Genomic DNA, 13254 nt, shown 5'->3' with positions numbered 1-13254 from the left:
CTCCCGATCGCTTTCGCTTCGCCAGCACGTGCCAGAGTGCGGTATGGTTTTCCCCGTCGGCACCGCGAGGGACCGGCAGGGCGGGCGATTAGCTCAGCGGGAGAGCGCTTCGTTCACACCGAAGAGGTCACTGGTTCGATCCCAGTATCGCCCACACAGGTCAAGGGCCACACCCCACACGCGGGAGTGGCCCTTTTGATCTTCCAAGTGACTAACCGAGTGACCGTCCTGCTCCGTCGCCGTCTCCCGGGAGGATTCGATCCATGGCGGTCGCGCCGTCATGGATGACGGGTTCGGTCTGATGACGGTAGATCTTCTCGGTGACGCCTGGGCCTCCGGCCGCACCTCCCGAGGCGTCCACCCCGCACCGACCAGACCGGCTCGGACGATCATTCGCCGGAACTCCCGCCGGACGTTGCCGGCCCTCGTCTTGGCGCCGTTCCGGGTGGCGAAGACGAGACCGGCCGGGACGTCCTGGCCAGACGTCCTCCCACAGGCACTCAGGTGGTCCCACAGCGCCGCCAAGGCATGGACACAGCGGCGAGGGAGCTAGAGCGTACGGCGCGACTTGGGGTCTTGGAGTCTCCATGGGCGCGCACCGGCCGCCAGACGTACATGGCGAACTCGTTGTGCACCCCACCGGCCTCGGTCACTGGTCGCCACTCCTGGTGCTCTTCGTCGTAGACGACAACGCGCGACCAGGCGCGCGCTGCCCTTCGGTAGCTTGCGGCCGCTCGCTTGCGGACCGACCGTAGGTCTTGCAGCGTACGGGTGGTTGCGGGGCGTGCTTGTCAGGCCGGTCGGCCTGCAGGAGATACACGGTTCCACTGGTGGCGACGCGCATGAAATCGCAGGTGGGAGGGGCAGGCGAGTCCCGACCAATCAGAACATACCCCCGCTATACCCACTTTCTCTAAGGTCCCTTGTCGGACAGCGAGTCAAGCAACGTCCTGGACGGGAGAGCGGCAGGACCAGACTCACAGTCGTCCGAAGCACAACACAACTTATCTCTGCACCACAGAAACTGGAGACCTCTATGCGTTTTCTGAGCATGGCTTTCGTAGGCGCCGCCCTGGTGGCTGGATTCGCCGTCCCGGCTCATGCTGCCGGTACCGTCCAGGCTGCAGGCACCGCTCAGACTGCAGGCACCGCCCAGATTGCCGGCAACGCCCCGTCCTGCGTCGACACGTACGTGTACCGCCAGTACACGGGCAAGCGGAACAGCCTCGGCGAGGTGATGGTCAAGACCACCGCCGAGATCACCAACAACTGCAAGAATTCCGTGAAGGTCAAGGTGGCGTGGTCGTGGTCCCCTGACTCGAACTGCCGGAAGATCTCCAAGGGAAAAACGATCTCTGAGTCCATCGTGAAGACCCATGACCGGAAGCCCTACCAGAAGACCAAGAGCTGCTGAGCGCTCAACCAGCGTAGTTGGCTCGACGTCGCGTCTCCCTCTCTGTCAGTGCTCTCTTCGGCTCAAGTGATGGGCTGCAGAAGCCTCCGGCCAATGAAGTCGAGAGTGACCAACTGATCGACACCCGAGGTGTCACGACATACCCACCCCCGCACCTCCACGCACATCGCCAGCTGCTTTGACCAGGGCAAACACTAGATCGCCCACCAATGTCAAGGGCCACATCTCCAACACGGGGGGTGTGGCCCCGGCAGCGCATCAGGGTCACGGGCGGCGCGGTGAGGACTCCCCTTTCAGCACGCCTGCCACGTGCTCTTTCGCCGTTCGGTGGGATGCCGGCTGACTCGTCTCGCTGCCTGGTCACGTTGTCCCGGTTGCCGGCGGGCGAGCGCGAGGACACCATGGCTCGGGTGTCGTGGGGAGGGATCGTGGACGAGGCCATGCGGGCGGTGGCGCGGGCGTACGGTCTGGGGGAGCCGATCGGGCCGGTCGTGTACGCGGCGCGCGGCGAGCTGGGCCGGATCTGGCGGCTGGAGACCGTACGGGGTCCGTGGGCCGTGAAGGAGCTGCTCGTGCCCGCCGAGGAGCGTGCCGCGCGGGAGGACGCCGAGTTCCAGCTGGCCGCCGGGAAGGCAGGGGTGCGCCTGCCGCGACCCGTCGTGACGGCGGAGGGGGACGTGCTGTTCGAGGGACGATGGCGGGTTTATGAGTGGGTCGATCTGGTGGCGGGCGAGGTGGTCACGGGGGCCGAGCTCGGCACAGTGACGGCCGGGTTGCACCAGGTGGGGCACCCGCCGTCGGGGCCGGTGGTCCCGTGGTTCGCCGGGCCGGTCGGCCGGGCCGGGTGGGAGGAGCTGGCGGCGGCCGGGGGCGAGTGGGCTCCGGCGCTGGAGCGGGCGCTTCCCGATCTCGTCGCGCTGGACGCCCTGGTGGCCGCGCCCGGCTCCCTCATCACCACCTGCCATCGCGACGTCAACGTGGAGAACGTGTGCCGGGCGGCCGACGGCGGCGTGATCGTGCTGGACTGGGAGAACTGCGGGCCGGCCCGCCCGGCGTGGGAGCTGGCGGGCATCCTCGTCGATCTGCCCCTGGAGGATGCGGTCGCGGCCTACCGGGCCTACCGGGACGCGGGCGGGCCCGCGACGGTGGCCGAGCCGGCCGACTTCTCGATGGCGATCGCGACGCAGGGGCATCTGCTGGAGTTCTACGCCAGGCGGGCCCTGTCCGCGGAGGAGTCCGAGGAGAACCGAGGGAGGGCCCGCGCCCGGCTGCGCGCGATGTTGGACCGGCCGCTGACGCGGGAGAGGATCGACGACATCCTGGCGGCGCTCTGAGCCCATCCCGGCGCTAGCGGCCGCGCAGGATCAGGCTCAGCTGCCGGCGCGGCCGTTTGGCCGACCATGCCGCCCGCTCGTTCACCTCCGGGAACGGCTCCGCGGGCACGGGCACGCCCAGGAACGCGCACAGCGGCTCCCACCCGTCCCGCACGTCGAACACCAGCAGCCGGTCGGCCGGGAGCGCCGCCTTCACCTCGGCGGCGTGCCGCTCGTAGACGCCGAGCACGTGGTCGCGGTCGTCGATGCGCCCGTCGAAGATCCGGTCGATGACGGTGGCCCTGGCCATGCGCGGGTAGAGCGCGAAGTCCGGCGCCCGCCACGCGATCAGCCGCCGCACCACCCGGCGGCGCAGCGGCACCCGCTCCCGCTCGGCCAGGGCGCTGCGGAAGATGGTCTCGCTGACGCTGTCGTACCAGCGGCCGGGGTCGCGCACGGTCAGGACGACCTTGGCGTCCGGGTAGTGCGCGGCCAGCTCCCGCCAGTACGCCGAGGCCGGCCAGTCCACCGCCGAGTGGAAGCCGCGGAACAGCTCGTCCCAGTCCCGTGACCGCCCTTCGCCGACGTCGAGCCACTGCCGCACCCGGAACGGCTCGGCGATGACCGACGCCATGTGGTAGCAGGGGCCGTGCCCCAGCAGTTCGAGGGCCGCCTTCAGCGACCGCGTGCCCGTCCGCCCGAAACCTGCGCCGATCACCTTCACCGCGCCGATCGTTTTCACGGAGTCCTCCCCGGACATCGCATCTCTGATGCGCCTCTGATCCGCGCCCTCTACCGTGAGTTCAGTTCTACGACGACATGCCCCGGATGCCCAGAGGAGCCGGCCATGCTCTTCCCGCACTCCCTGCTCGACGCCCTGCGCGCCGCGCCCGGCACCCCTGCCTTCGAGCACGGAGGCCGGACGGTCTCGCGGGGCGAGCTGCTGGACCTCATCCGGCGGCTGGCGGGCGCGCTGGCCGACGCGGGGCTGGGCCCCGGCCGCGCCGTGGCCGTGCGCACCGCCGTCACGCCGGAGGCGTTCGCCGCCCACATGGCCGCGCACGCGCTCGGCTGCCGCGTCGTGGGCATCCGCCCCGGGTACGCCGCAGGTCAGCTCGCCCACGTGCTCGACATGGACGTGGACATGGTGCTCGTGGACCCGTCCACGGCGGCGCCCGAGCTGTTCACCAAGCCCGCCTTGTCGCTGGGCCCGTGCGCGGGGGCGGTCGACCTGCTGGCGCACCCCGACGACGGCCGCCCGCTCACCGTGCAGGGCCGGCCCGACGACGTGGCCGCGCTGGTGTTCACCAGCGGCAGCACCGGGCGGCCGAAGGGCTGCGCGATCACCTACCAGGCGCTGAGCGAGCACTGGGCGTGGCAGCCGCGCGCCTGGGGTCCGGTCGCGGCCGCCTTCGCCCGGGACTTCGAGCGTTACCTGCTGTTCGGGACGCTCGCCAGCATGGTCGTGATGGAGTTCGTCGCGCCGTGCCTGCTCGGCGGGGGCACGGCGGTGATCCCGGAGGAGGACGGGCGGCCGCTGTTCCCGTACGCGATCGAGCGTCACCGCATCACCGCCTCCATCATCACGGTGCCGAGGTTGTTCCAGATGGTGCGCCTGCTGGAGGAGCAGCCCGCGGACGTCGGCAGCCTGCGGGCGCTCATGGTGTCCGGCTCGCCGATCAGCGCCAAGCGGCTGGCCGCGGCGGCCGAACGGCTCGGCTCCGTCGTCTACCAGGGCTATGGGCAGACCGAGGCGGGTAACGTCGCCATGCTCACGCCCGAGCACATCGCCGCCGGGCGCGGGCTGGACTCGGTGGGCCGGCCGCATCCCGGGGTCGAGATCAGCGTGCGCGACGAGGACGGCTGGGAGCTGCCGCCGGGGCAGAGCGGCGAGATCCACGTACGCAGCCCGTACGTGATGTCCGGCTACTGGGGCGAGGAGGAGGAGACCCGCGACACGCTCCGGGACGGCTGGCTGAACACCCGCGACCTCGGCCATCTGGACGACGGCGGTTTCCTGCACCTGGCCGGGCGCAGCCGTGACGCGATCATGGTGAACGCGATGGTCGTGTACGCGGGCCCGATCGAGCGTGCCCTGGCCGCCCACCCCGACGTGGACGAGGCGTACGTGGCCGGCGCCCCCGACGAGGACACCGGCGAGGCCGCGCACGCGTTCATCGTCCCGTCGCCGGGCCGCACCCCGGACCCGGCCGCACTCTCCACGCTGGTCAGGGCCGAGCTCGGCGAGGACAGCGTGCCCAAGACGATCACCATGGTGCCCGGCGTGCCGGTCGCCACCAGCGGAAAGCCGGACAAGCGAGCCCTGCTGGCCCGGTTTCTCTGAGCAATCTCTGAGAATTGCCCGCCAACACTGATGTTGTCCTTTTCAACCACATTTCCGTGAGTGGAGGCGTCAGTGCCGGACAACGCCCTGGACTACCTGGTGATCGGCGCCGGGCCGGCGGGCCTGCAGCTGGGGTACTTCCTGCACCAAGCGGGTCACACGTACCGGATCCTCGAGGCGGGTCCCGCGCCGAGCCAGTTCTTCCTGACCTTTCCGCGCCATCGCACGCTCATCTCCATCAACAAGAAGCACACCGGCTGGGACGACCCCGAGCTCAACCTCCGGATGGACTGGAACTCGCTGCTGTCGGACGACCCCGAGCTGCTGTTCACCCGCTACAGCGACCGGTACTTCCCGCACGCCGACGACATGGTCCGCTACCTCGCCGACTTCGCGGAGCGGACGGGGCTGCGGATCGTGTACGACGCCCGCGTGGTCCGCGTCGAGCGGCCCGATGATCAGCGTGGCCCGTTCGTGGTGACCGACGAGCAGGGCCGCAGGCACCAAGCCCAGCGGGTGATCGTCGCGACCGGCGTCACCCATCCCAACATCCCGCCCATCCCGGGCGTCGAGACCGCCGACCTGTACGGCACCGCCTCCACCGACCCGGCCGACTACGTCAACCAGCGGGTGCTCATCATCGGCAAGGGCAACTCGGCGTTCGAGACGGCCGACAACCTCGTCGAGACCGCCGCCGTCATCCACGTCGCCGGCCCCCACTCCGTCCGCATGGCCTGGCGCACCCACTACGTCGGCCACCTGCGCGCGATCAACAACAACCTGCTCGACAGCTACCAGCTCAAGTCGCAGAACGCGCTGCTCGACGGCGATGTCAGGAACATCGAGCGCAAGCCCGACGGCACCTACCTGGTCACCGTCGCCTTCGCCCGGGTCAACGAGGTCACCAAGGACATCCCGTACGACCGCGTGATCCTCTGCACCGGCTTCCGCTTCGACGATTCGATCTTCGCCGACGGCTGCCGGCCAGAGCTGGTGATCAACGACAGGTTCCCCGCGCTCACCCCCGCGTACGAGTCCGTCAACGTGCCCGGCCTGTACTTCGCCGGCACGATCACCCAGTCACGCGACTTCAAACGCGGCACCAGCGGTTTCATCCACGGCTTCAGGTACGGCACACGCGCGCTGCACCGCATCCTGGAATCCCGCTACCACGGCGTCCCGTGGCCCGCCAGGACCATCGCGGCCGAGCCCGGGCCGCTCGCGGCCGCCGTCATCGACCGGGTCAACCGCGCCTCGGCGTTGTGGCAGCAGTTCGGGCTGCTGGCCGATGTGATCGTGGTCGACGGAGCTCGCGGCGACGGCACCGCCCGCTACATGGAGGAGCTGCCGTACGACCTGGAGGGCCCGCCGATCGGCGACCGCGGCCACTTCGCGATCACCCTGGAGTACGGCCCCGACCACGACAAGGTGGACCCGTTCGACATCGAGGTGGCCCGCATCAGCCAGAGCGACGCCGCCCGCGCCCACGAGGGCCACTACCTGCACCCGGTGGTGCGGCACCACCGCCCGGGACAACCGCCGGTCACCCACCACATCACGGAGAACCTGGAGAACGAGTGGACCTCCGAGGAGGTCCACGTCGAGCCGCTCCGGGCCTTCTTCGCCCGCCAGACGGCGTCCGTACCGGTCCGATCATGAGCCAGCGGACCCTGCGCGGGTTCGAGGCCGAGGCCCGTGCCCGGCTCGAACCAGCGCACTACGACTACTTCGCCGGCGGCGCCGGGGACGAGGCCACGTTACGGGCCAACGAGGCCGCGTTCGCGCGGCTCGGGCTGGTGCCGCGGGTGCTGCGCGGCGCCGCGAAGCTCCAGACCGGCGTCACCCTGCTGGGCAGCCGGGCGGCCATGCCGGTGCTGGTGGCGCCGACCGCGTTCCACCGGCTCGCCGACCCGGAGGGCGAGCGGGCCACGGCCCGGGCGGTCGCCGCCGCCGAGACCATCATGATCGTCAGTATGGCCGCGACCGTGGCCGTCGAGGACGTGGCGGCCGCGGCGCCGGGAGCCGAGCTCTGGTTCCAGCTGTACGTCCAGCCCGACCTGGCCTTCACCGAGAAGATCGTGCGGCGGGCCGAGGCGGCCGGCTGCAAGGCGCTGGTCGTCACCGTGGACTCGCCCGTGCTCGGGCGGCGCGAGCGCGACCTGCGTAACGCCTTCCACGACCTGCCCGAGCACTTGTGCTGCGAGAACCTCCGCGACGGTGACCGGGTGCGGCCGGTCGTCATGACGCCCGAGCTGTCGTGGGAGCACATCGACCGGCTCGGCGTGATGACGTCGCTGCCGATCGTGCTCAAGGGCATCACGCATCCGGCCGACGCCCGCCTCGCGCTCGACCACCACGCGTCGGCGATCATGGTGTCGAACCACGGCGGGCGGCAGCTCGACGGTATGCCGGCCACGATCGACCTGCTGCCCGACGTCGTCGCCGCGGTCGGCGGCGCGGTGCCCGTCCTGCTGGACGGCGGCGTGCGGCGCGGCACCGACGTGCTCAAGGCCCTGGCGCTGGGCGCCGCCGCGGTCGCGGTCGGCCGGCCGGTCATCTGGGGTCTCGCGGCCGACGGGGAGCGCGGGGTGTCGCGGGTGCTCGGCCTGCTCCGCGCGGAGATCGAGCACGCGCTCGTCCTGTGCGGCCGTGCCTCGGTGCACGAGCTCGACGTCAGCATGGTGCGGCCATGCTGATCACGACAGGGCTGATCGCGACAGGGCTGATCACGACAGGGCTGATCACGATCGCGCTGGCGGTGGTGCTGGCGAGTCTGCCGTGGTGGTTGCCGGACCGCGTCGTGGCACTGCGCGTGCGGGTCTTCAACCGGATCAACGGCGACGAGGACATCCCCGTGCCCGGCGATCTGGTCGGCGTCGACCGGTTCAAGGAGGTCTACTCGCACCCGGCGGCCGGCGGCCGCAGCAAGGGGGCGGCGCTGTCGGACCTGTTCTGGTACTGGTTGTCACCCGGCCCCGAGATGCACCAGGAGCACCTGGAGGCGGGGGAGCGGTACGAGGCCGTCGCCCGGGCCACTCGCGGCCTGCTCGCGGTGCCACGCGCCGAGGCCGAGGAGCTCACCCGCCGGTGCGCCGCCCGCACGCTGGACGGCGTCCAGGGCGAGGTGCGGCTACGGGACCTGATGATGCCGCTCTGGGCGGAGTTCACGTACGAGCTGGTCTTCGCCGAGCCGTGCCCGCGCGAGGCGCGGGACCTGATCGCCGGCAACGCGAACGACGTCGTCACCGCGCTCAAGTGCTGCGGCCTGCGCCACATGGAGCGCCGCCACCGCCTCACCCGCTATCTGCTCGGCCGGCTCTCCCGCGTCCGCCTCCCGCTGCCCGCGGACCTGTCGCCGCAGGAGCAGGCCTTCTACCTGCAGGGCACGTTCTTCAACACCGCCGTCGTGCAGATGTCGGAGGCCATGGCCCACGTGCTGATGGCCCTCGCCCAGCATCCCGACGTCCAGGAGCGGGCCCGCCACGGCGACGCCCGCTACCTCGACCACGTGATCGCCGAGACCATGCGGCTCTACCCGCTGTTCGGCATCGCCCACCGCATCACCACCGGCGCCATCGAGCTCGACGAGCGCACCACGATCCCGGCCGGGTCGGTGCTGTGCTTCAACTATCCGGCGTTCCACCGCGCCGGCTTCACGGACCCGGATCGCTTCGATCCCGGCCGTTTCGACGGACCCGCCAAGGAGCTCAACCACATCCCGTTCGGCGTCGCCGCCAACCGCCCCTGTCCCGCGTGGCGGCTGGCGCCGATGATGATGCGCACCGCCACCATGGAGATCCTGCGCAGGTACGCCCTCGCGTCGTCCGCCTCCCACACCCGGTCCCTGCCCAACCGGGGGCCGTGCCTGCTCACCCCGTTGCACGCCCCCGAACCCACCCGCAGGAGCTCGGCCGCGCTGGCCTGGATGCGCCTGCGCGACCGCTGGGAGGACGTCTGGCGCAGCCTGGTCCAGCTCGTTCTCGGCACCTACATGGTGTGGGACGCGCGCAGGCAGCGTCTCTGCGAGCACTACTTCATCGACCGTTGAGCGGAGAAACCGGCATGCCCCTCCTGACCCTGGTCACGGCTCCCGACTCGAACCTCGCCCTGGTGCTCAAGGTCCTGCCCGCTCTCGTCGTCATCCTGATCACCTCGGTCGTCTGCGGCCGGCTGGCGAACATGGTGATGCAGCCGCGCGTGCTCGGCGAGATGGTCGCCGGCGTGCTGCTCGGGCCGACCCTGTTCGGCTGGTTGTTCCCCGAGGCCCAGGCCGCCCTGTTCCCGCCCGAGGTACGGCCTGTCCTGTACGTGCTGAGCACCATCGGCCTCACCCTCTACATGTTCCTGGTCGGCGCCGGCCTCGACCACAGCGGAGGCCGGCCGGGCGAGATCCGCAAAGCAGGCGTGCTCGCCGCCTCGGGCATCCTGCCCTCGCTGGCGCTCGGCGTCGGCGCGGGTCTGCTCCTCCACAGCACGCTCTCGCGGCCCGACGTCAGCCCGTGGCAGTTCGCCCTGTTCGTCGGCGGTGCCTTGTCGTTGACCGCGTTCCCGATGCTGGCCAGGATCCTGTACGAACGCGGCCTGGAGAACACCCCGATCGGCCGGCTCACCCTGATGGCGGCCTCCATCGACGACGCCCTCGCCTGGTGCCTGCTGGCCGTCCTGTCCGCCATGCACCTCGGCACGGGACCCTCGGGAGCGCTGCCCACCATCCTGCTGACCATGGTGTTCGCCGTCGTCATGCTCAAGGTCGTCGCCCCCCTGCTGCGGCCCATGGGCAGGACCGTGGCCCGGACCGGCCGGCTCGGCCCCGGTGCCATGTACGCCGTCATCCTCATCCCGCTGACGGCCGGCTGGCTGACCGACTGGATCGGCGTGTACTCGGTCTTCGGCGGCTTCTTCGCCGGCCTGGCCATGCCCCGCGACCCCGCCTTCCGCGAGGCGCTGCACGGCAGCATGATGGCGGTCGTCTCCACGCTGCTGCTGCCGACCTTCTTCACCTTCTCCGGGCTCAACACCCACCTCGGCGGCATCTCCGGCGGCACGATGTTGCTGGCGTTCGGGCTGATCCTGGCCGCCGGGTTCAGCGGCAAGTACTTCGGCTGCGCGCTGTCGATGCGGGGGATCGGGTTCAGCTGGCGGGAGTCGTACGCGGTCGGCGGGCTCATGAACGCCCGCGGCCTGATGATCCTCATCTTCATCAACATCGGCCTGGCCCAAGGGATGATCACGCAGGAGCTGTTCGCCATGCTGGTGCTCGTGGCCGTCATCACCACCGCCGGCGCTCTGCCGCTCTACAAGCTGGCGCTGCCGGACCGCCTCGAGCGGTCGCTCGAACCGGCCCAGGAAAACGCCGTCAGTCCGGTCCAATCCGGGGTGACTCCGCAGGCCGGCGGCCGTGTCCAGGTTTCCGAACAGAGTGGACCTGGTAATTCCACGACGGTGATGTAAGCGTGGTCTGGTGGCTGGGACATCGGACACCGCCGACCCACCGTCCCGTCGGCTGCTGCTGATCGAAGATGACCGCGAACTGGGACATATGCTGGCCGACCTGTTCACCGAGCAGGGATACACCGTCGACCTGGCGTTGGAGGGGCAGCGCGGGCTGCACCTGGGCCTGAGCCGTGGCTACGACGTGCTGATCGTCGACCGCGGCCTGCCCGCCCTGGACGGGATCGACCTGCTGCGGCGGCTGCGGAGGCAGGCGGTGACCACGCCCGTGCTCGTGCTCACCGCCTTCGGCACGGTCGCCGACCGGGTCGCCGGGCTCGACGCGGGCGCCGAGGACTACCTCGTCAAGCCGTTCGACGTCGAGGAACTGCTGGCCCGGGTGCGGGCCCTGCACCGCAGGAACCTCGACGAGGCCAGCCTGCTGCCGCTCGGCGCGGGCTGGCTGGACGCCGAGGCGCACCTCGTACGGCTGCCGAGCGGGGAGCAGGTGACGCTGTCCAGGCAGGAGTGCCGGCTGCTGAGCGCCCTGGCCACCCGGCCGCGGCAGGTGCACACCCGCCGGTCGCTGCGGCAACGGGTCTTCGACGGCGCCCAGAAGGAATCGATCGTGGACACCTACGTGTACTACCTGCGCAACAAGCTCGGGCAGGGAGTCGTGTGCACCGTGCGCGGCGTGGGATATCGCCTGGGTGAGCTGTGAACGGCCGGTGGCGGCGCCTGATCCGGCCGCCCGTGATCGACCCGGGCCAGGATCCGGAGCGGCGGCTGCTGGGCCGTGCCAGGCGGCGGCTCACCGTGCAGGTCGCGGGCGCGATCTCGGTCGTGCTCGCGCTCGTCGGCTTCCTCGTCCTGTGCTTCATGGTCCACCAGCAGACCACCGCCGCGCGGCGCGAGCTGGCCGCCGTCGTCGAGCGTGCCCCCGTCACCCAGCCGCCGCCGTGTACGTGGTTGTACGAGCAGCGCGGCGGCGTCGTGCGCGGCTCGCCCGGCGCACCGGCGGTGCTGCCGGTGCGCGCGGAGCTGGACCGGGCGGCCCATGGCGGCGTGCCGCAGGTCGCGCAGGTCGAGGCGGCGGGGCACACCTACCTGGTCCGCACCCAGCGCCGCGGCGACGTCGTCGTCCAGGCCGCGATGGACCTGCATGTCCAGGTCGCCGAACGCAACAGGCTGCTGCGCACGCTGGCCGCCGCCGAGATCGCCGGCCTGCTGGCCGCCCTGCTCGTCGGCCAGGTCATCTCCCGCCGGGCGATCGCCCCGCTCGGCGAGGCCCTGGCCCGGCAGCGCCGTTTCGCCGCCGACGTCAGCCACGAGCTGCGTACCCCGCTCACCCGGCTCAGCACCCGCGCCCAGCTCTTGGCCCGGAGGGTGCGCGGCGGCACGGACCCCATCCTGCTCATCGACGACGTCGACCAGCTCGTGACCGGCAGCAGGCAGCTCGGCGAGGTGGTCGAGGACCTGCTGCGGTCGGCCCAGTACAAACAGCTGCGCCGGCCGTTCGGACCGGTGGACCTGGCCGCGCTGGCCGCGGAGCAGGCCGAGGCCGAGAGCGCCCGCGCCCAGGCCCGCGGCGTGAGCATCGAGGTCCGGTGCGAGGGCGCCGGCGACCACGTCGTGCGCGGCGTGGAGTCCGCGTTGCGGCGGGTGGTCTCGGCGCTGCTGGACAACGCACTCGGCCACACCAGCCCCGGCGGGCACATCTGGGTGACGCTCTCCGGCGACGCCGGCGAGGTGCGGCTGACGGTCCGGGACGACGGCGTGGGCCTGGATCCCGCCGACGCCGAGCGGCTGTTCACCCGGTTCGTGGGTGGCGGGTACGGGCTGGGACTGGCGCTCGTACGGGAAGTGGTGGACGGCCACCACGGCACCATCACCGCCGACGGCCGCCCCGGAGCGGGGGCCGTCTTCGTCGTCCGGCTCCCATCGGACACCACGGAGCCGTCCAGCCCCGAGCCGGAGCCCGCTCGGAGCCCGCGTAGGGATCCGCTGCCGGGGTAGCCGCAAGCGGATGCGCATCGAGGACTGGTTTCTCACCGAGGAAGAACGGGGCAACCGGGCGACCCGGCTCGAGCCGTGGTCGGCCGGCAACGACGTGCGGCCGCTCGTCCACGGCGCGACCTACTTCGCCGAGCTGAAGTCCTGCCTGGAGGCGCTCGGCAAGGACGACCTGCTGCTGTTCGCCGACTGGCGCGGCGACCCCGACGAGCGCCTCGCCCCCGACGGGCCCACCGTGGGCGCGGCGATGACGGCCGCTGACGAGCGCGGCGCCCTCGTCCGGGGCCTCATCTGGCGCTCCCACCTGGACCGGCTGCGGTTCAGCTCGGCCGAGAACCGCCACCTGGGCGAGGAGATCGAAGGCTCCGGCGGCCAGGCCCTGCTGGACACGCGGACCAAGCCGGGCGGCTCCCACCACCAGAAGTTCGTCATCCTGCGGCACGAGCGCGACCCCGGACGGGACGTGGCCTTCGTCGGCGGCATCGACCTGTGCCACAGCCGCCGGGATGACGCCACCCACGCCGGCGACCCGCAACGTGCACCGATGCCCGCCGCGTACGGGCCACGGCCGCCCTGGCACGACGTCCAGCTCGCCATCAACGGCCCCGCCGTGGCGGAGGTGGAGAAGGTGTTCTGCGAACGCTGGGAGGACCCGGCGCCCGAGACCCGCGATCCGCTGCGCCGCCTGCGCGACCACGTCGAACGCCTCGACGACGCCCCCGCCCTGCCCGAACCTGGTC

Annotated in this window: 11 protein-coding genes and 1 tRNA gene; 11 read left to right on the top strand and 1 reads right to left on the bottom strand. The window is 71.3% G+C overall.

Annotated features, from left to right (window positions below; translation table 11 throughout):
* Positions 1–82: 82 nt before the first annotated feature.
* The 3 genes from ETD86_RS46435 to ETD86_RS46425 all read left to right on the top strand — a co-directional run bounded on the left by ETD86_RS46435 (position 83) and on the right by ETD86_RS46425 (position 2748).
* Positions 83–154, top strand: a tRNA-Val gene (locus ETD86_RS46435).
* An 882-nt stretch (positions 155–1036) separates the two neighbouring features.
* Positions 1037–1414 (top strand): hypothetical protein, encoded by a 378-nt coding sequence (locus ETD86_RS46430; RefSeq protein WP_138673016.1) that lies wholly within the window; start codon positions 1037–1039, stop codon positions 1412–1414.
* 332 nt (positions 1415–1746) lie between these two features.
* Entirely contained in the window at positions 1747–2748 is a 1002-nt protein-coding gene (locus tag ETD86_RS46425) for a phosphotransferase enzyme family protein (protein WP_170223646.1), read from the top strand.
* Positions 2749–2761: 13 nt separating this feature from the next.
* Here ETD86_RS46425 and ETD86_RS46420 read toward each other — a convergent pair whose 3' ends face one another.
* The gene (locus tag ETD86_RS46420; RefSeq protein WP_246149320.1) at positions 2762–3469 is read right to left on the bottom strand and encodes a sulfotransferase family protein; all 708 of its coding nucleotides are present in this window, start codon (positions 3467–3469) and stop codon (positions 2762–2764) included.
* 105 nt (positions 3470–3574) lie between these two features.
* Between ETD86_RS46420 and ETD86_RS46415 the strand changes: the two genes are divergently transcribed.
* From ETD86_RS46415 to ETD86_RS46380, 8 genes are all read left to right on the top strand, one after another.
* The gene (locus ETD86_RS46415; RefSeq protein WP_138673013.1) at positions 3575–5071 is read left to right on the top strand and encodes a class I adenylate-forming enzyme family protein; all 1497 of its coding nucleotides are present in this window, start codon (positions 3575–3577) and stop codon (positions 5069–5071) included.
* Positions 5072–5131: 60 nt separating this feature from the next.
* Positions 5132–6730, top strand: coding sequence for an NAD(P)-binding domain-containing protein (locus ETD86_RS46410; RefSeq protein ID WP_246149318.1), 1599 nt, complete (start codon positions 5132–5134; stop codon positions 6728–6730).
* Positions 6727–7767 (top strand): alpha-hydroxy acid oxidase, encoded by a 1041-nt coding sequence (locus ETD86_RS46405; protein ID WP_138673012.1) that lies wholly within the window; start codon positions 6727–6729, stop codon positions 7765–7767. Before ETD86_RS46410 ends, ETD86_RS46405 begins: the two co-directional genes overlap by 4 nt.
* The gene (locus ETD86_RS46400) at positions 7761–9119 is read left to right on the top strand and encodes a cytochrome P450 (RefSeq protein WP_138673011.1); all 1359 of its coding nucleotides are present in this window, start codon (positions 7761–7763) and stop codon (positions 9117–9119) included. Before ETD86_RS46405 ends, ETD86_RS46400 begins: the two co-directional genes overlap by 7 nt.
* Positions 9120–9133: 14 nt before the next feature.
* Positions 9134–10522: a cation:proton antiporter gene (locus ETD86_RS46395; RefSeq protein ID WP_138673010.1), complete on the top strand. Its 1389-nt coding sequence runs from the start codon at positions 9134–9136 to the stop codon at positions 10520–10522.
* A gap of 10 nt (positions 10523–10532) precedes the next feature.
* On the top strand, positions 10533–11222 hold the full coding sequence (locus tag ETD86_RS46390) for a response regulator transcription factor (RefSeq protein ID WP_211370735.1): 690 nt from the start codon (positions 10533–10535) through the stop codon (positions 11220–11222).
* Positions 11219–12517: a sensor histidine kinase gene (locus ETD86_RS46385; protein ID WP_211370734.1), complete on the top strand. Its 1299-nt coding sequence runs from the start codon at positions 11219–11221 to the stop codon at positions 12515–12517. Before ETD86_RS46390 ends, ETD86_RS46385 begins: the two co-directional genes overlap by 4 nt.
* A gap of 10 nt (positions 12518–12527) precedes the next feature.
* A partial coding sequence (locus ETD86_RS46380; protein WP_484213970.1) for a phospholipase D-like domain-containing protein occupies positions 12528–13254 on the top strand: 727 nt, incomplete at its 3' end.

The organism is Nonomuraea turkmeniaca, from assembly GCF_005889735.1.
Classification (GTDB): Bacteria; Actinomycetota; Actinomycetes; order Streptosporangiales; family Streptosporangiaceae; genus Nonomuraea; species Nonomuraea turkmeniaca.
The sequence above is the reverse complement of the archived record's forward strand: the minus strand, read 5'-3'. Positions and strand labels throughout refer to the sequence as shown.

Coding starts and splice junctions, on each gene's coding strand:
- ETD86_RS46395 (WP_138673010.1), top strand. CDS start 9,134: ATGCCCCTCCTGACCCTGGTCACGGCTCCCGACTCGAACCTCGCCCTG.
- ETD86_RS46405 (WP_138673012.1), top strand. CDS start 6,727: ATGAGCCAGCGGACCCTGCGCGGGTTCGAGGCCGAGGCCCGTGCCCGG.
- ETD86_RS46425 (WP_170223646.1), top strand. CDS start 1,747: ATGCCGGCTGACTCGTCTCGCTGCCTGGTCACGTTGTCCCGGTTGCCG.
- ETD86_RS46415 (WP_138673013.1), top strand. CDS start 3,575: ATGCTCTTCCCGCACTCCCTGCTCGACGCCCTGCGCGCCGCGCCCGGC.
- ETD86_RS46400 (WP_138673011.1), top strand. CDS start 7,761: ATGCTGATCACGACAGGGCTGATCGCGACAGGGCTGATCACGACAGGG.
- ETD86_RS46430 (WP_138673016.1), top strand. CDS start 1,037: ATGCGTTTTCTGAGCATGGCTTTCGTAGGCGCCGCCCTGGTGGCTGGA.